Genomic DNA, 18587 nt, shown 5'->3' with positions numbered 1-18587 from the left:
AACAGCAAACTTCGCGGAACGTTGTGCGTCCTCATTGCGCCAGTGCTTCCGCCGCTTTACGCAGTTTGGCAATCGCACCAGGCGTTTGCAGGCCAAAGCCCAGCAGCGCCATTTCATTCACTATCAGCACATTTTGCTGCTTACCGGCCGGTGTCAGCGCCAGGCCTGGCAACGTCCACAGGTTCTCTTCCCCGCCCATCGACTTCAGGCCGTCCGCACCAATCACTATCAACTGTGGCGCGCTGGCCACAATACCTTCCTGGGTCAGCGGCTGATAATGCGGAATATTGCCCAGCGCATTTTGCAGCCCGGCCCCCCGAATAGCGCCATCCGCTGAGGTGCCGCTGCCTGCGCCCATCGCTTTCATGCCGCTGTGGTTAAGGATATACAGCACCTTCACCGGCAACGGTTTATCAGAGATGCCAGCCAACTGTTTATCCAGCTTCTCTTGCAGCGCTTTGCCCTCATCTTCACGGTGCAACGCCGCGGCGATGGTGGCAATTTTGCTGTGAATGGCGCTGAGTTCAGGCTTGCCGGTGACGGTAATCACTTTGACACCCGCCTGTTCAACCTGCTGTAACGCAAGAGAAGGTTTGGACAGCTCGCTGGCGATCACCAACGTGGGCTGCATTGCCAGAATGCCTTCGGCATTGAGCTGACGCATATACCCCACGTCCGGCAGTTTGGTCGCCACGGCCGGTTGCAGACTGGTGGAATCACGGGCGACCAGGTTTTGCTGTGCATCCAGCGCATAGATGATCTCCGTGACGTCGCCGCCTATCGACACTACACGCTCCTCGGCCAGCAGTGAAAAAGGCAGCGCCAGCAGCGCAATCAGCCAGAGTTTCATGCCGCTTCTCCTGCACCCGTCAACTCGGCCAGCTGTTCACGCCAGCGGGTTTGTTCCGGCTGGCCTTCGGTACGCTGACCGAACAACTGGGCGATTTGCGTGCCGTCGGCGGCAAACAGTTCCAGGCTGGTCACGAAGCCGTTCGCCGTTGGCTTGCGGGTGATCCAGCTTTCGCTGATAGTGTTTTCCATCAGGTGCAGGGTGAAGGTCGGGTTGAAGATATTGACCCAGTTTTCCATCGGCATCAGCTTCTCAACCGCACCGGTAAAGATCTGCACGCAGCCACGGTTGCCGATAAAAATCATGATTTCATTGCCGTCGGTCTGGGCCAGTTTCAGCAGCTCGCTCAGCGTGCCGTTATCCACTTTCCGCGCCAGGTCGCTGGCAACCGAACGGAAAGCCTGCTGACGGGAAATATTGTGGCGTTTCAGTAAGCCGAAGAACTGATGCACATCCGTCATGGCACGCCATTCCTGCTCGATTACCGCAGCATCGGGTTCGCTGGCATGGCTGACAGGCTCAACTGCCGTCACCTTCAGAGCCGGGGTTTCGTCCAGCCTGAAGGCCGCAATCAGCGAGGCCCACTCCGGCATATTGGTCTCAGCCATGGTGTAAATTTTCAGGACCGCATCGCCGTGCGCATCAAAAATCTGAATGCTGTGACGGTCTCCGCGTTCGGTTTTTTCTACCAGAGAAAAAGCGCTTTTCCACTGGGACGGGAACAGACGCTGATCAAGCGCACGCGGGTTAAGGATCAGCCCTGCGTGGCCGCCAAGGTGCAGGTTTTCATACCGTCCAACCTGCTCATGTACCGCATAAGCATTACGGGTGATCGATTTGGTTTCGCCAACGGCTTCCAGCGCCGGGAGCAGTTCGCTGAAGTCAGGACGCAGCGCCACCGCCTCGTTCAACGTTCTGGCGTGGGTCAGTTCCGCTTCACTGAGGGTCATCAGATCCGCCAGGTCACGGGCATACTTTTTCGGGTATTCAGCTTTTAACGACAGATAACGCTGATAAAGGGTAGTGCTGTCCATTTGCTCTCCTTGAAGCCCCGCACTCGGTGCAGGGCAATGGGTAATAACACAGGGTAATCAGAAGTCGACGTTTACGCCCAGTTGGAACGTCCGGCCAGGCATGACCGCCAGCGCTTTATCATAAGCATCCTGGTTGGTGCTCTCCGTCAGCTCACGGCTGCTGAGGTAGTCCCAGTATTTACGATCAGTCAGGTTATAAATCCCGCCGCTGACTTTGACATTTTTGCTAGCCTGCCAGTAAGCGGTCATATCCACCATACCGTAACCCGGTACGCGCAGATATTCCTCACTGGACTCCGTTAACGAGGTGCCGGCATTGTTGGTATAGGATTCACGGTTGGTGGCCGTGGCTTTTTTCCCTTTCACGAAGGTCGCTGTCACTGCCGCGCCATAGCGTTTAGCAGGATCATCCCAGGCTACACCCACGATCGCTTTCATCGGCGCTACGCTGTCCAGATCTACATAACTGTCGCCGGAGTAGCTGGACTTCGATTTACCTTCGCTGTACCCCAGCGCAAAGGTCGCGCTCAGGCCGTTAACCTCTTCAAACCAGGTGCCAAAGTTCACTTTGGTGGTCACTTCACCGCCATAGATATAGGCTTTATCACGGTTTTCTGCCTGGTAAACAGTGTAGATATTTGAAGGAACATTGGTAAAACGGGCCGGGCTGGCTGCGCGGGAATAACGCGTGTAAGCAATAAAGTTTTCATAGGTGTTGTAGAACATCGCGGTCTTCAGCGTAATGCCGTCAACCACCTGCCCTTTCATCCCCCATTCCACGTTGTTGCTGGTTTCGGTTTTCAGGTCGCTGTTACCAATCAACGCATACTGCGCCGTTCCGGCATAGCTGGATCCCAGGTTCCAGGAGCCATACAGCTGGCTGGGGTTAGGGAACTGCGCGCCACGCTTATACTGAACATAGGTCATCAGCGATGGCGTGATGTCGTAGTTAAAGCTCAGAGACGGCAGAACCTGCGTGTCGGAGTTCTCTTTGCCATACAGAGTATTCAGCTCAGATTCATCCAGCACGGCGCTGCCGGTAGTCAGGCTCGACAGGTTTTGTGGCTTGGTGGTTTGATGCGCAACGCGCAAGCCAGGCACGACAGAGAAGCCGTGACCGTCCAGATCGAACTGGATAGTATCCTGCACAAATCCACCCAGCGCGTAGCTGCGGCTGTCGGACTCAGGTTGCATGATCGCGGTATAAACGCTTGGCGCGGGTTCTTCACGGAACGGACGTTGGGTTTCAGTCACGCGTCCGTTAAGACCTGCGCTCAGCTCATGGCGACCCAGCGTTTTGCTCAGCTGGGTTTCAAAGCCGTAAGTCTCCACATCGTAATTCGAGTAGACACGTTCCGTGCTGCCGGTGCTGGTTGGCATCAAGGTGTTGTCGTGCGCCTGAGTCTGCTGGTAATAGACTTTGTTGCTGAGGGAGTCGATAAAGGCATTGGCTGGCGTCCACTCATCCTTCAGGCTGACGCCCCAGCGGCGGGTATTACTTTGCTGCTCTGCAGTGCCCAGAATGCTGCTGCCCGCCGTGTTCCAGGTATCGTAGTGCGTGTGGTTGGTTTTGTCGTAATAGTCGACGGTGCCGGTGAGCTTGTGCTCATCGTTCGGCTGCCAGATCGCCGAGCTCATCAGCGCATTGGAGTGCCAGTTAGCCGGGTAAGCATCAATCGTGCCGCTGTTATTTCGGGTTTGCTGGCCGTCGCGGCGGCTGTAAACAAACACGCCGCGCAGGGTTTCATCGCCTGCTGCTGCGGTAATACCGTTATGCCAGCTGCGGTTGGCCGAGTCGTAATCTGTCTGATAACCGAAGGAGGTCGACTTGTACGGCGAAAGGTAATCATCGGCAGATTTAGGCTGGAAAGAGACCGAGCCGCCAATAGCGGTATTGGCGTTGGCCGTTGAGGTCGCGCCTGATTCAATATCTACCTGGCCGTACATATACGGGTCCAGATAATCACGACCGATGCCGAAGGTGTTCAATCCGGCGCGGCTGACGTAGCTCCGGCCAGTGGCATCCGGCTGGGGAATACCGTCTACGTCCAGTCCCACCCTGTTACTTTCCAGGCCACGAATGTTGTAGCCGGTGTAGCCGCTGCGATCGAAGCCACTTTTCCCTGATGAAGAACCGCCGCTGACGCCAGTCGCGCTGATCAAGGGCTCATAGCGCATCACCGATCCAAAGTCGTTAGTGCCCTTTTTCTGCATCTCTGCAGCGGTAATAGTGGTTTTGCTGCCCGCCTTTTTTTCACTCTGTGGTGCGGTAACCGTCATCACGGCTTCCGACTGAGTGGTTTTTTTCTCTGAAATTGCCAGTGGCGTGCCGGTGGCAGTGGCTTCAGGGAGCAAAGCGGGAGAGCTGGTTTCAGCAGCGATGCTGAAACCGGTGGTGACCAGCGTGCCAAACAGCACGGTTTTCTGGACAAACCCCTGGTAATTGAAAGCGTTGCGCATTTAGTAAGCCTTTATTCTTTATTAGTATCGACTCATACATTGCGGCCGCAGCCCAACCAGGCTGCGAAAGAACGTGACGCATCCGGCGCTGTGTAGGTCATTCCCTGACAACCATTAAACGCGAATGATAATGAGATCGATTCTCTATATCAATAACCTCCACAATTAATTCACAATGTTAAGAAAGTGATCGAAGTGTAAACTTGACAGCCAGCTAACAGACGCCGGAAGATTAGCGCCTGTTTTTAGAGAAGGACTTTGCGATGAATACCGCCCCTGTTATCACCATTCATTACTGTTCTCAGTGCAACTGGCTGCTGCGAGCGGGCTGGATGGCACAAGAGTTACTGCACACTTTCAGCACCGATTTGGCCTCGGTAAACCTGGTGCCTGGCACCGGCGGGATTTATCAGGTGTTAATTGATGGGCACATTATCTGGGATCGCAAAACCGAGGGTGGCTTCCCGGAAGCGAAAGAGCTAAAGCAGCGTGTGCGTAACTTCTGCTTCCCGGAGCGGGAACTGGGCCATATTGATACCAAATAGCGCCTGAATGGCGCTTCGTCCTCCTTGTGTCATCCAGCGCGTTCACTGTAAACTGCGCGCTGCGTCACAATAATAAGATAAAACCTTCACTTACCTCCCTGCCTGAAGACCTGCGCTCCTGCCCGTGGCTGGAGTAACTTCTCATCGTTAAATTAAGTGCACCCTTTTCTATGGATACAGTAGATTCAGCTACACCTGTGCGTGGCGTCGGCCCGCTGCTCTTTTCCCTTGCGCTGGGCGCCTTTGCCATCGGCCTGAGTGAGTTCGTGATCATGGGACTGCTGCCGCAGGTTTCCAGCGCAATGAATGTCAGCCTGGCGGAAGGCAGTAAATTCATCAGCTATTACGCCCTTGGCGTGGTGGTTGGTGCCCCGTTGTTTTCACTGAGCACCGCGCGGTTGTCCCGTAAGCATCAGCTGATGATTTTCATCTCCCTGTTTCTGGTGGGTAACATCAGCAGCATGCTGGCGAGCAATGCGCATATGCTGGTGATTTCACGCTTCCTCAGCGGACTGCCGCACGGAGCTTTCCTCGGTGTAGCCGCGCTGGCTGCGGCTTCTCTGGTGGAAGAAAACCGCCGTGGACAAGCAGTGGGCAGAGTGATGCTGGGCCTGACGCTGGCGTCCTTGCTGGGCAACCCAGCGGCGACACTGCTGGGCGAGCACCTGGACTGGCGCTGGGCATTTGCCTGCGTTTCGGTCCTGTCGCTGGTTGATGCGCTGCTGATCTTTAAGCTGTTCCCCGTGCAGAAAGACCTTGAGCAGAGTTCACCGTTGAAAGAGATCCGTGGGTTGGCAAACCTTCGTCTGTGGCTGACGCTGGGAATTGCGGCGATCGGATTTGGCGGAATGTTTGCGGTGATCAGCTATATCACGCCGATCCTGACCATGGCAGCGCACCTCTCCACCTTCTGGCTCCCTTTTGTGCTGTTCGCCTTTGGTCTGGGTATGGTGTTGGGAAATCTGGCCGGTGGCCGGATGGCTGACGGCAAAATCATGCTGTCGATCTTCAGCATTCTGGCGTGGAGCGTGGTGGTTCTAACCCTCTTCCCATTGATGATCGGCACCGTTACCGGTCTGATGCTGGGCTCGTTCCTGGTCGGCACCAACCTGGCACTCTGCGCACCGCTACAGGTGCGTCTGATGCAGGTAGCTGGCAAGGCGCAAACGCTGGCCGCCACGCTGAACCATTCGGCATTTAACATCGCCAATGCGTTGGGCGCATTCCTTGGCGCTTATGTGGTGCAGCAAGGGTATCCGATGACGCAGACCGCCACTTACGGCGCTATTCTGCCGGTGCTGGGGATGATGATCTTTATCGTTGCGCTACTGAAAGAAGTGGCCGATCGCAAAAATACCGGCGTTGGATCGACTGATTTGATCTGATGCGGTGAATGGCCAGGCGCGCTGCCTGGCCATGCGGTTCCCTTCAGAACCGTTCAACACGGCTTATGCTACGGCGGGTTTGGTTCTTAAGGCCGCATAAATGGTCAGCGTGCCAATTAATAACGCCACAGCACTGCCCATAAAGACGCCTTTAGCACCGGTAATAGTAAAGATCATCCCGCCTGCTGCAGCCCCAATAGTAATGGCTAACTGAATAGAGGCGACCAACAACCCGCCACCGCTTTCAGCCTCATCCGGCATGGTACGAGTGATCCAGGTTGACCAGCCAACCGGCACGGCACCAAACGCCATGCCCCACAGCGCAACCAGCACCGCATCCACCAGCGGAGCCGATCCCATCACCACCAGACCAACGCCCAGCAGCCCCATTGCCAGCGGCATACCGATCAAGGTGCGGTGCAAGTTACGCTCCAACAGCAGCCCGGCAATCAGGGTTCCGGCGAAGTTCGCCACCCCAAAGCCCAGCAGGATAACGGACAGACCGTTGACGCCTACGCCAGTGACACTTTCCAGGAAAGGACGTAAATAGGTGAAGAACGCGAAGTGCCCGGAGAACACCAGAAGGATCGCCAGCAACGCAGTCTGCATGCCTGGACGACGGATCAAAGAGAAGAGCGAACTGCCTTTACCAGAATGATGAGCGGCCATTTTTGGCAGGGCTACCATCTGCCAGACCAGCGCCAACAGGCCGATCGCCGATGCGGCTACAAACACGTTACGCCAGCCAATCAGATGGCCAAAATAACTGCCCATCGGTGCGGCAACGATAGTCGCGACGGACACCCCACTAAATACTATCGACAGCGCTCGCGGGATCATCGCTTCCGGCACCAGTCGCATAGTGGTAGCGGCGGCCAGCGTCCAGAATCCCCCAATAGCGATGCCTAACAACACCCGACCAACGAGGATAAAGGTCAGATCAGGTGCAAAGGCCACCAGCAGATTCGAGACGATCAGCATCACCGAAAACACCAGCATCACTAAGCGGCGATCCAGATTACGGGTCGCTGAGGCGATGAAGAAACTGGTCAGCAAAGCGAACACTGCCGTAATGGTCACCGCCTGTCCGGTCACGCCTTCAGTAACGCCAAGACTCGCGGCCATTGGCGTTAACAGGCTGGCGGGCAGAAATTCTGCCGTCACCAGTCCAAACACGCCAAGCGCCATCGAAAATACCGCGCCCCACTGGGGCTTTTCCTCTGCCATGCCGGCCTGTTGGAGTGTGTTCATTGCATGCATTCCGTAAGAAGAAGTGAGCGTACAGAGTAAAGGGCTGGACCCGGATGGTCTATGATGTAAAATCCGCAATTATTGATTATCCGTCCGGAAGGTGCATAACCATGATCACAGAAACCCACGATCTCGCCAGCGAACTGTTGCTGGGCATGCGCCTGATGGGCGTACAGTACAAGCGTATTGAGCTGGCTGCCCCGTTCGGCGTGGGCTTTATCCATGCCCCCGGACGTGCACAGTTTCATTTTGTCAGCCGTGGGCCAGTGATGCTGCGCACCCAGGGCGGCAACCTCTACTCCCTGAATACCGGCGATGCACTGCTGCTGCCCCAGGGAACCGATCATATGCTGCTCTCTTCGCCGGATGTGCCCTGTCAGGACGTGCGCTCGTTTGAGTCCACGCCGGTTTGTGGCAATGTCTGCTGCGTAAAATCCTGCCCGCAGGAGCTGCCAGAAGCCTCTTCCGTGCTGATTTTCAGCGGCACGATGGAATTCGATTTGGGCGGCATGCAGATGTTAATCACCGCCATGCCGGAAGTGCTGCTGGCCGACACGCTGATCCATAAATACCCTGAAGTACAGTCAATGCTGGACGCGATGGAGCGCGAGTCGCTGAGCCGCAGAGCGGGCTACGCAGGCATTCTTTCCCGGCTGGCAGATGTGGTCGCGTCGTTTATCGTGCGCGGCTGGGTAGAGTCTGGCTGTGGTCAGGCCGGTGGCTGGCTGGAGGCGCTGCGCGATCCGCGTCTGGGTAAAGCGCTGGTTGCCTTACACCGCGAGCCGGGTAAAAACTGGACGGTGGCGCAGTTAGCCGCTGAGATGGGCAGCTCCCGTTCGGTGTTTGCCGAACGCTTCCTCGCCGTTACCGGTATGACGCCAGTGCGCTATCTGACAGAGTTACGCATGCAGCTGGCCGTGCAGTGGATAGGACGAGATGGCGAAGCGATTGAAACCGTCGCGTGGCGGCTCGGCTACGGCTCGCTGGCCGCTTTCAGCCGGGCCTTTAAGCGCACGGTAGGCAAAACGCCTGGCGCCTTGCGCACTGAGATAGGTGGGCGGCTGGCGGCTCAGGATGTGGCCTGATGAAGCAGCATTGGATAATCACCTAATGGTTACACCAGATACTTATTGAACCAGCCAATCGTTCTTTCCCAGGCCAGGTCGGCCGCTTTTTTGTCATAACGCGGGGTGGAGTCGTTATGGAAGCCGTGATTCACCTCCGGATAAATATGCGCTTCGTAAACCTTGTTATTCGCCTTCAGCGCGGCCTCATAAGCGGGCCAGCCTTCATTGATGCGCGTATCCAGCCCGGCGTAATGAATCAGCAGCGGAGCGTTAATGCGTGACACCTCTTTTGCATCAGGCTGGCGCCCATAGAACGGCACGGCTGCGGCCAGCTCCGGATAGGCTACGGCAGCGGCATTGGCCACACCGCCACCATAACAGAAGCCGGTAATCCCTACCTTTCCGGTCGTTCGCTCGTCCTGCATCATAAATTCGATAGCGGCAAAAAAGTCGTTCATTAATTTAGTGGGATCAATTTTCGCCTGCATCTCCCGCCCTTTCTCATCGTTGCCAGGATACCCACCCAACACACTCAGTCCATCCGGAGCCAGCGCGATAAAGCCGGCTTTTGCTACCCGCCGGGCCACATCTTCAATGTAAGGATTCAGGCCACGGTTCTCATGCGCCACGATCACAGCAGGCAGCTTCCCGGTGGCTTTAGCTGGGCGCACAAGATAGCCACGCACGGTTTTATTGCCGTTGGGCGAAGGGTAATGAATGTATTCGGGCAGAATGTCCGGGTCGGTGAATTCCACCTGTTCGGCTAAGGCATAGTTGGGGCTGAGCGAAGTCAGCAGCGTGGCCGCGGTCAGCCCACCGACGGCGAACTTGCCGGCCAGTGAAAGAAACTCACGCTTATTTATTTTGCCGTGAACGTAGTAATCGTAAATTTCGAGCAGTTCCGGGGAGAAATCTTTCGCGGTCAAACGGGACATATCAATGCTCCTTACACGCCAGAGAAGGGAAATGATGCTCAGTAACAGTCATTCACATTGCGCCCTTCGTCAAGCCGCCTTCACTGATGTGCAGACCTAATCAGCAGATCTCACCTTATCTTTACGTTTTATCTTCATTTCACCGCACATTTTAACGACGCAGCCGCGGGTAAACTGCGTATGATCGTCATCAGTTTCCCCTTTTTGCCACAGCCACCGAGCCCTGAACTGACTGCCATGACTGAGACTGCTTCCCTGACGCCGATTTTTGACGGCCACAACGATCTGCTGCTGCGCCTGTGGATGCCTGCTGAGCAGGATCCGGTGACGCAGTTTTTGCACGGCACGTTACCCGGCCATCTGGATATGGCACGTATCCGTCAGGGCGGCTTTGCCGGTGGCCTGTTTGCCGTCTTTATCCCGCCAGTAGAGTTTGTACAGCAGAGTAATAAAGCTTACAGCGAAGCGCTGCACGATCCGTTGGCCATCACCGAAGCTCAGATTGCGTTGCTGCACAGGATTGAAGCCGACTCTGCAGGCAAAGCCAAAATTTGTCGCACAGCGGCCGAAATCCGCCACTGTATCGAACAGGGTATTCTGGCGATGGTGCTGCATATTGAAGGGGCCGAAGCGCTGGACGATCGGCTCAGCCAGTTGGATAGCTGGATTGAGGCTGGCCTGCGTAGCATCGGCCCATTATGGAATTTAGCCAACCGTTTTGGCGTTGGCGTCACCGGCAGTTTCCCCGGCTCGCCCGATACTGGCGAGGGTCTGACGCCGTTAGGCCTGGAGCTGCTGCGGACCTGTAATCAGAAAAAGCTGCTGATCGACCTGTCGCATATGAATGAGAAAGCCTTCTGGCAAACGGCGAAGCACAGCACCGCGCCGCTGGTTGCCACCCATTCCAACGTCCATACAATCTGCCCTCAGCCCCGTAACCTGACTCCCACCCAGCTGCAGGCGATTGCCGAAAGCGACGGGTTTGTTGGCGTAAACTTCGGCAACGCTTTCCTGCGAACCGATGGCAAACGCGACAGCGACACGCCACTCGGCGAAATTCTGAGGCATCTCGAAGGATTGATGGAACGGCTGGGGGAAGATCGCGTGGGTCTGGGATCGGATTTCGACGGCATCAGCGTGCCTGAAGCGCTAAAAGACGTGGCCGGACTGCCTCGCCTGGTTGAAGCGATGCGCTCAGCAGGCTATTCGCACCAGTTGGTCGAAAAAATTAGCTGGCGCAACTGGTTAGCTGTTTTACAGAAAACATGGGGAGAATGAACCACCTGGAACATTTTGGTGGGTTTTCTCTTAGTACCCCTGCTGCTTACAGGGTTGATATCAACAAGGCTTAGGCGCAACATTTGCACGCCAAATCTTTCGATATTTGACAACAAGCGTATTACCTGCCGAACTGACTGAGCAGAGTTCTGTAATTTTCATAACACCCTGAGGATCCCACTATGTGGACTAAACCTAAATTTGTTGATTTGCGCTTAGGTCTGGAAGTGACGCTGTACATCTCCAACCGTTAATCCCTTATGCCCACAGCCTGCTGTGGGCATCTTCTCTTTTATAGCTGGTCTACACATGCAGATTAACGTTCTCGGTTCTGCGGCGGGTGGTGGCTTCCCTCAGTGGAACTGCAACTGCAGGAACTGTCAGGGCGTGCGTAATGGCACCCTGAAAACCTCAGCCCGTACGCAATCCTCTATTGCCCTCAGTGATGATGGCATCAATTTTGTGCTGTGCAACGCTTCGCCAGACATCGCTCATCAGCTGGCTGCTACGCCTGCGTTGAGTAAAAAAGAGGTGCTGCGCGGCACGGCTATCGGCTCGATTATCCTGACCGACAGCCAGATCGACCACACTGCCGGATTGCTCAGCCTGCGTGAAGGCTGCCCGCATCAGGTGTGGTGTACACCAGAAGTACATGACGACCTGACGACCGGTTTCCCGGTGTTCACCATGCTGACGCACTGGAACGGCGGGCTGATTCATCATGGCATCACGCCTGGTGAAGCCTTCTCGGTTGCCGTTTGTCCGGCGCTGAAGTTCACGGCTATTCCGCTGTTGAGCAACGCTCCACCGTATTCGGCCTACAGAGGTAAGCCGCTGCCTGGCCACAATATCGCGCTGTTTATTGAAGACACCCGCACCGGTAAGACGCTGATGTACGCGCCCGGCCTGGGTGAGCCGGACAGCGAGCTATTGGGCTGGCTGCAAAAGGCCGACTGCCTGCTGATTGACGGCACGTTGTGGCAGGACAATGAGCTGGCGAACACCGGCGTGGGCCGCAATACCGGTAAGGATATGGGGCACCTGGCGCTGGCGGAGGAACAGGGGCTGATTGCGCTGCTGGCCTCATTGCCGGCTGAACGCAAAATTCTTATTCATATCAATAACACCAACCCGATCCTTGATGAAGAGTCCGCAGAACGTCAGATGCTGACGGCGCTGGGCATTGAAGTCAGCTGGGACGGCATGGTCATTGACGTTTAACGAGAAACAGATGAAACCCGATAATTTCCCGGCCCAGCCGATGACGCCTGAAGCCTTTGAACAGGCGCTGCGCGATAAAGGCGCTTATTACCACATCCATCACCCTTACCATATTGCGATGCATAACGGTCAGGCCACGCGTGAGCAGATCCAGGGCTGGGTAGCGAACCGCTTTTATTACCAGACCAGCATTCCGTTAAAAGATGCGGCGATCATGGCGAACTGCCCGGACCCGAAAACCCGCCGTAAATGGGTGCAACGTATTCTGGATCACGATGGCAGCGAAGGGAGCGAGGGCGGTATTGAAGCCTGGCTGCGCCTGGGTGAAGCCGTTGGTCTGGATCGAGATGTGTTGCTCTCCGAGCGGATGGTGCTGCCCGGCGTGCGCTTCGCTGTTGATGCCTACGTCAGCTTTGCCCGCCGCGCCGTCTGGCAGGAAGCGGCCTGTAGCTCCCTTACCGAGCTGTTTGCTCCGCAGATCCACCAGTCCCGCCTCGACAGCTGGCCGCAGCATTACAAGTGGATTGAGGCTGAAGGGTACGGGTATTTCCGTGGCCGTTTAAGTCAGGCAAACCGCGACGTTGAGCATGGCTTACAGCTGGCGCTGGCGTATTGCACTACCGTTGAAAAGCAGGAGCGTATGCTGGAGATCTTGCAGTTCAAGCTGGATATTCTCTGGAGCATGCTGGATGCGATGACCCTGGCTTATGAGCTGCATCGCCCGCCTTACCACACCGTGACCGACAAAATGGCCTGGCACAAAGAGAGATTACTGTAATGGACATTACCGAGCAGCAGATCCCCTCCTTCCGCCGCGGCTACCGGTTGCAGTGGGAACAGGCGCAGGACTGCCATGTGATCCTTTACCCGGAAGGCATGGCAAAACTGAACGAGAGTGCCACGGCTATCCTGCAACTGGTGGATGGCGTGCGCTCTGTGGCCGCCCTGATCGCTGAACTTAACGCGCAGTTTCCGGAAGCCGGTGGCGTGGGCGACGACGTCAAAGAGTTTTTCGGTCAGGCTTACGAACAAAAGTGGATAATTTTCCGTGAACCAGCTTAATCCTCAGGTCAATCCGCCGCTCTGGTTGCTGGCTGAACTGACCTATCGCTGCCCGTTGCAGTGTCCCTACTGCTCTAATCCGCTGGACTTTGCCCAGCAGGAGAAAGAGCTGACTACGGATCAATGGATTGAGGTGTTTAAACAGGCGCGCCAGATGGGCGCTGTTCAGCTGGGCTTCTCCGGCGGAGAACCGCTGGTGCGTAAGGATCTGCCTGAGCTGATCCGTGCAGCAAGGGATCTGGGGTTCTACACCAACCTGATCACCTCCGGCATTGGCCTGACAGAGAAGAAGATCGATGCTTTTGCCGAAGCGGGTTTGGATCATATTCAGATCAGTTTCCAGGCGAGTGACGAGACGCTGAACGCCGCGCTGGCCGGATCGCAAAAAGCGTTCCAGACCAAGCTGGCCATGGCGAAAGCGGTGAAAGCGCACGGCTATCCGATGGTGCTGAACTTTGTGCTGCACCGCCATAATATCGATCAGATCGATCGGATCATCGAGCTGTGCATCGAGCTGGAAGCGGACGACGTGGAGCTGGCAACCTGTCAGTTCTACGGTTGGGCGCAGTTAAACCGTGAAGGCCTGCTGCCAACCCGTGAGCAGATCGCCAATGCCGAAGCCGTTGTGCATCAATACCGCGAGAAGATGACCGCCAGCGGCAACCTCGCTAACCTGCTGTTCGTCACCCCGGATTACTACGAAGAGCGGCCAAAAGGCTGCATGGGCGGCTGGGGAGCCATCTTCCTTAGCGTGACGCCTGAAGGCATGGCTTTGCCTTGCCACAGCGCGCGCCAGCTGCCCGTTGAGTTCCCTTCGGTACTGGAAAACACGCTGCAGGAAATCTGGTACGACTCGTTCGGCTTCAACAAGTACCGCGGTTTTGACTGGATGCCGGAACCTTGCCGCTCCTGCTCTGAAAAAGAGAAGGATTTCGGCGGCTGCCGCTGTCAGGCCTTTATGCTGACCGGCAATGCGGACAATACCGACCCGGTCTGCTCGAAGTCACCGCATCACGGCAAGATCCTCGAAGCCCGTGAGCAGGCAAACTGCACCAATATACAGATCAGCCATCTGCAGTTCCGTAACCGCACCAACTCTCAGCTGATCTTCAAGACTGAGGCCTGATGAGTCAGGCAGCGTCCGGCAGGCAAATCACGCTAGCGAACGGATTGCGGGTTAATCTACTCCACGATCCCTCTGCCAGCCGGGCCGCTGCTCTGCTCCAACTTTCCGCAGGAAGCCATGAAGGGCCAGAACAGTGGCCAGGACTGGCGCATCTGCTTGAACACGTTCTGTTTGCTGGCAGCGCCCATTACCAGGGCGATCAAAGGCTGATGGCCTGGGGGCCGGCCAACGGGGCCCGGCTCAACGCCACCACTCATGCCCATCACACCGCCTGGTTTTTTGATATCGCCGTCGGAGGCTTTGAGCAGGGTTTGCTGCGCCTGGTGGATATGCTCGCCAGGCCATTGCTAACCCTCGGGTCGATTGCTCAGGAAGTGAAGGTGATCGATGCCGAGTTCCAGATGCTGACCCGCCACACGGACACATTATGCGAAGTCGCACTGAGCCAGGCTGTTGCTGAGCCCCATCGCCTGCATGATTTTCATGTCGGCAATCTGCCTGCTTTTGGTACCGATACGTTGGCCTTGCAGCAGGCGCTAAGGGAGTATCATCAGCGCTTCTTCCGGGCTGATAAGCTGGCGTTGTGGCTGCAAGGGCCGCAGTCTCTGGAAGCGCTGGCTCAGCTGGCTGAGCAGATTGCGGAGGCGTTCTCTCCTCAGCCAACGGAAGGCGGAGCCAACAGACGTCAGGAAGATCATGCGGAGGCTGCTCATCAGGAGGCTGAATCTGCTGCGATGCTTCCGGAAGCCAAACCTGCCTCCCCTTTAACGCTGACGGCTCAGCGCCACTATGGTCTGCACAGTCAGTCAGCCTGCCACCTGCAACTGAGCTTTGTCGTCTCTTCCTGCCACAGGAACATGCTGTCGGTGTTCAGCCAGTTATTGACGGATAAAGCGGAGCACAGCCTGCTGGCAACGCTGCGTGACCTTGGGCTGGGTGAGGCGATACAGCTGCTGGAGCCTTACCGCAGCCAGCAACATTCGCTGATCGGCGTGCGGGTTGAACTGTGCGAGGCGGCCAACCCGGCCAGCATTGAAGCGGTGTTCAGCCACTGGCTAAAAGACTCAGCCAGCCTGAGCAGTGAGGCGCTGGCGCATTACGCCAGGCTGGCACGGCGCCACTTCGCCCAGCTTTCCGGCCTCGACCAACTTCGGGCGCGGGCCTTCGGTTTTACGCCGCCAGAGAGTGAAGCCCACCTGGTTGAAGACTGGCAAAAATTACTGACCGAGCTTCAGCCAGCGGCGATGACGCGGTTGTGGGTTGCCCCTTCGGTAAACGTTAACAGGACTAAGGTTCAGGGATTTACCCTGGAAGCTGGCGCTATAGCCTGGGGCAAAGAGCCACCCGGCCGCGTACCGAAGATGGCATTTTACTCGCCAGGCGAACCGCTACGGCTTCCTGAGTTACCCGCAGAAACCGCCCCGCTGACTTGCATTGCCGCTTCCGGTCAGCCTTTGCTGTTGCTTCATCCACTGGCTGGTAAACCCTTCTCCCGCAGGAGCGCAGCGCTGATCGAAGCCGCGCTACAACCGGTTATTGGCCTTTGCCAACATCATGGCGGCGAACTGAGCTTTGCTCAACGCCAGGGAATAGGGCTGATCCAGCTAAGCGGTTCACCAACGTTGATGCAGAACAGATTGGCCGCGATTATCGACGTGCTTAGCCCGCCTTCAGCTGCCGTGATTGCCCAGGGCGAAAGGCTGTACCGCAAAGATTGTCAGTCAGAACGTGCCGATATTGCGATCCGCGTGCTACTTGCAAGGCTTCCTGAAGTCCTGACAGAAATCGCCCTCGATCGGCCGCTACTGCGTCAGTCTGCTGAGCGTTCCTCTCTGACAGGGTCCTCGTCAGAGCAGATCGTTGATGAGGTCATCCTGCGTTCCCCGCCCTGGCAGGCAACACTTTACGGTGGTGAGAGTAGTTTGCAGTCTGCTCTTTCTCAGCTTTTATCTGGCTGGCCTGCAAAGTGCGTTACGCCGGGGGAAGCTCACCCCAGTTCAGTTCCTCAGCATGCTCACTATGCCTTCCCCACCGCCAGTAAAGAGGCCGCCGTCCTGCTGTTCTGTCCGCTGACAGAAAACAGGGCAGAATGCCTGGCCGCCTGGCAAGTGCTTGCGTCGCTGTTCGAACCGCGTTTCTTCCAGAAACTGCGCGTTGAGCTGAATATTGGCTATGTGGTGAGCTGCCGTTTCCATCAGTCCGCTGGCGTGGCTGGAATTCTGTTTGCTTTACAATCCCCCACGCAAACTCATCAGCAACTTTCACAGCTTATTACCGACTTTATTGCCGACATGGTCGACATTATCGACACAATCACTGAAGATACCGTCAGCGAGAAAACGTCACTGTTGCTGAATGCGCTCCCAGCCACCTACCCCAAATCACACGCACACGCTCTTAATCACTGGCAGCAAATGCAGCTGACTTTACCGCCCCTGTCCGCGGATATTTTCGCGGCGCTGTCTGTTGAAAAAATTCAGCAGTATTACTCCGCATTAGCCACAGAAAAACAGCGCTGGTACTGGCTGAATAACTCAGCAAAATAACCTCAACCTCTGCAATAACAACGCCCTTCCCTCAGGCCCGGATCCTCTTTCAGCAACGGTTTAAAGTTAAACCACTTTGTACCGATAACCTTTCTATCAGGTTAACCCTCCCTACAGAGTGCGCACTATGCTTAAAAATATTAAAGTCGTCACCAGCATCATCATTATGTTGATTGTGTTCAGTGCGTTACTGCTGCTCTCCAGCGGGCTGTCGTTTAACGCCATTAATCAGGATAAAAACAACTTTATCCGCGCCAGCGTCCTCACCCAGCAACAGGGGCAACTCAGCGATGCCTGGCAAACGCTGATCAAAACGCGCGTCACCATTAACCGTGCCGCCATCCGCATGCTGAAAAAACAGACCGATCCCGCCTCGCTGGCTGGGATCACCAAGCTGCTTGCCACCGCCAGCACTACGCTGGACGATGCCGCTTTCCATTTTTCCAACTATACAAAAGCTCAGCAGCAGAGCGGCCAGAATCCTGAGTTAGCCGCGACCGTGGCCAAAAATTATCAGCAGATGTTCGACACGATGAAAATGTCGATTCAGTATCTGGGTGCCAACAATTACGAAGCTTACGGCAATCTTGAAGCGCAGAAAGCGCAGGACGATCTTGAAAACAGCTACGACAGCTGGCGCGAGCAGAACAGCCAGCTTTTAGCGGTTGGGATGAGCGAAAACCAACAGGGCTTTAACCACATGATGTGGACACTGGCGACCGTGGTGCTGGTGCTGGTACTGCTGGTAGTCTCCGTTTGGGTGGTCATTAAACGGGTCCTGCTGACACCACTGAAACAGGTGCTGGCGCATATCCAGCGTATCGCAGCTGGCGATCTTTCTAAAACGCTGGTAGTGGAAGGTCGCAGCGAAATGGGCACGCTGGCGAGTAATCTGTCTGAAATGCAGCAGTCACTGATTGTCACCGTGGGCCATGTGCGCGACAGCTCCAATGCCATCTTTACCGGTGCCAGCGAAATCTCGCTGGGTAACAACGACCTCTCTTCCCGTACCGAGCAGCAGGCTGCTTCACTGGAGCAAACCGCTGCCAGCATGGAACAGCTCACCGCAACGGTGAAACAGAACGCCGAGAACGCCCGTCAGGCTTCACAGCTGGCGAAAAGCGCGTCCGTCACGGCTGAGAAAGGCGGCAAAGTGGTGGATGGCGTGGTGAAAACCATGAGCGAAATTGCCGGAAGCTCGAAGAAAATTGCCGATATCACCAGCGTGATCGACGGGATTGCCTTCCAGACCAACATCCTGGCCCTTAACGCGGCGGTGGAAGCGGCCCGTGCAGGTGAACAGGGGCGTGGTTTTGCGGTGGTAGCCGGAGAAGTGCGTAACCTTGCTCAGCGTAGCGCGCAGGCCGCCAAAGAGATCAAAACGCTGATTGAAGCCTCAGTGAATCGCGTTAACGCCGGTTCCTTGCAGGTAGAGACAGCGGGCGAAACCATGCACGATATCGTCAACGCGGTGGTCCGCGTGACCGATATTATGGGTGAAATTGCTTCCGCTTCTGATGAACAGAGTCGTGGTATCGATCAGATTGGCCTGGCCGTGACCGAGATGGACCGGGTGACTCAGCAGAACGCCTCGCTGGTGCAGGAATCTGCTGCGGCTTCGGCCTCTCTTGAAGAGCAAGCCAGCCGCCTTTCTCAGGCGGTTGCCGTGTTCAAAATCGGCCAGCAAACGCTGTTGCCTGCCGCCAGCAAACTGCTCAAAGCGGCACCAGCTGCCCTGCCTCGTAAGGCGCAGGCGGTCAGTACCGACCAGGGTAACTGGGAAACGTTTTAATCTGCCTGCCCGGCCTCTGCGACCCGCATGAGGCC

The 18587-nt window shown here is 56.2% G+C and carries 16 protein-coding genes; 11 read left to right on the top strand and 5 right to left on the bottom strand.

The genetic code is table 11. From position 1 onward, the window contains the following. Nucleotides 1-31: 31 nt before the first annotated feature. Genes WCC56_RS06520 through WCC56_RS06510 form a run of 3 tightly spaced genes read right to left on the bottom strand, consistent with a single transcriptional unit; the run spans nt 32 to nt 4344 of the window. Complete coding sequence (locus WCC56_RS06520) at nt 32-850, bottom strand: heme/hemin ABC transporter substrate-binding protein (protein ID WP_424691598.1); 819 nt, start codon at nt 848-850, stop codon at nt 32-34. Beyond that, nucleotides 847-1884, bottom strand: coding sequence for a hemin-degrading factor (locus WCC56_RS06515; RefSeq protein ID WP_424691597.1), 1038 nt, complete (start codon nt 1882-1884; stop codon nt 847-849). Before WCC56_RS06515 ends, WCC56_RS06520 begins: the two co-directional genes overlap by 4 nt. Before the next feature lie 57 nt (nt 1885-1941). Continuing rightward, nucleotides 1942-4344: a TonB-dependent receptor domain-containing protein gene (locus WCC56_RS06510; protein ID WP_424691596.1), complete on the bottom strand. Its 2403-nt coding sequence runs from the start codon at nt 4342-4344 to the stop codon at nt 1942-1944. 263 nt (nt 4345-4607) lie between these two features. On the opposite strand from WCC56_RS06510, the gene WCC56_RS06505 reads away from it, so the two are divergent. Further along, a complete protein-coding gene (locus WCC56_RS06505) occupies nt 4608-4889 on the top strand; it encodes a SelT/SelW/SelH family protein (protein WP_424691595.1) in 282 nt (93 codons plus the stop codon). A gap of 170 nt (nt 4890-5059) precedes the next feature. Next, nucleotides 5060-6274, top strand: coding sequence for an MFS transporter (locus WCC56_RS06500; protein ID WP_424691594.1), 1215 nt, complete (start codon nt 5060-5062; stop codon nt 6272-6274). A 63-nt stretch (nt 6275-6337) separates the two neighbouring features. Here the strand turns inward: WCC56_RS06500 and WCC56_RS06495 are convergent, their stop codons facing one another. Next, a complete protein-coding gene (locus tag WCC56_RS06495) occupies nt 6338-7525 on the bottom strand; it encodes an MFS transporter (protein ID WP_424691593.1) in 1188 nt (395 codons plus the stop codon). Nucleotides 7526-7635: 110 nt separating this feature from the next. Between WCC56_RS06495 and WCC56_RS06490 the strand changes: the two genes are divergently transcribed. Next, complete coding sequence (locus WCC56_RS06490; RefSeq protein ID WP_424691592.1) at nt 7636-8610, top strand: AraC family transcriptional regulator; 975 nt, start codon at nt 7636-7638, stop codon at nt 8608-8610. 29 nt (nt 8611-8639) lie between these two features. Here the strand turns inward: WCC56_RS06490 and yghX are convergent, their stop codons facing one another. Then, on the bottom strand, nt 8640-9527 hold the full coding sequence (yghX, locus tag WCC56_RS06485) for a YghX family hydrolase (RefSeq protein WP_424691591.1): 888 nt from the start codon (nt 9525-9527) through the stop codon (nt 8640-8642). Between the two features lie 237 nt (nt 9528-9764). Here yghX and WCC56_RS06480 point away from each other — a divergent pair, with 237 nt between their 5' ends. The 8 genes from WCC56_RS06480 to WCC56_RS06445 all read left to right on the top strand — a co-directional run bounded on the left by WCC56_RS06480 (nt 9765) and on the right by WCC56_RS06445 (nt 18552). Continuing rightward, nucleotides 9765-10805, top strand: a complete 1041-nt coding sequence (locus tag WCC56_RS06480) for a dipeptidase (protein ID WP_424691590.1) — start codon at nt 9765-9767, stop codon at nt 10803-10805. Nucleotides 10806-10987: 182 nt separating this feature from the next. Next, on the top strand, nt 10988-11059 hold the full coding sequence (gene pqqA / locus WCC56_RS06475; protein ID WP_071822147.1) for a pyrroloquinoline quinone precursor peptide PqqA: 72 nt from the start codon (nt 10988-10990) through the stop codon (nt 11057-11059). A 55-nt stretch (nt 11060-11114) separates the two neighbouring features. Beyond that, on the top strand, nt 11115-12026 hold the full coding sequence (gene pqqB, locus WCC56_RS06470; protein WP_424691589.1) for a pyrroloquinoline quinone biosynthesis protein PqqB: 912 nt from the start codon (nt 11115-11117) through the stop codon (nt 12024-12026). A gap of 10 nt (nt 12027-12036) precedes the next feature. Next, on the top strand, nt 12037-12804 hold the full coding sequence (gene pqqC / locus WCC56_RS06465; protein ID WP_424691588.1) for a pyrroloquinoline-quinone synthase PqqC: 768 nt from the start codon (nt 12037-12039) through the stop codon (nt 12802-12804). Continuing rightward, a complete protein-coding gene (gene pqqD, locus WCC56_RS06460) occupies nt 12804-13088 on the top strand; it encodes a pyrroloquinoline quinone biosynthesis peptide chaperone PqqD (protein ID WP_424691587.1) in 285 nt (94 codons plus the stop codon). The genes pqqC and pqqD overlap by 1 nt, the downstream gene beginning before the upstream one ends. Then, entirely contained in the window at nt 13075-14214 is a 1140-nt protein-coding gene (gene pqqE / locus WCC56_RS06455) for a pyrroloquinoline quinone biosynthesis protein PqqE (RefSeq protein WP_424691586.1), read from the top strand. The genes pqqD and pqqE overlap by 14 nt, the downstream gene beginning before the upstream one ends. Then, nucleotides 14214-16760, top strand: a complete 2547-nt coding sequence (pqqF, locus tag WCC56_RS06450) for a pyrroloquinoline quinone biosynthesis protein PqqF (RefSeq protein WP_424691585.1) — start codon at nt 14214-14216, stop codon at nt 16758-16760. The genes pqqE and pqqF overlap by 1 nt, the downstream gene beginning before the upstream one ends. A gap of 127 nt (nt 16761-16887) precedes the next feature. Beyond that, nucleotides 16888-18552 (top strand): methyl-accepting chemotaxis protein, encoded by a 1665-nt coding sequence (locus WCC56_RS06445; RefSeq protein ID WP_424691584.1) that lies wholly within the window; start codon nt 16888-16890, stop codon nt 18550-18552. Nucleotides 18553-18587: the final 35 nt, after the last annotated feature.

Source organism: Erwinia sp. (assembly GCF_049696395.1).
Lineage (GTDB): Bacteria > Pseudomonadota > Gammaproteobacteria > Enterobacterales > Enterobacteriaceae > Erwinia.
The sequence above is the reverse complement of the archived record's forward strand: the minus strand, read 5'-3'. Positions and strand labels throughout refer to the sequence as shown.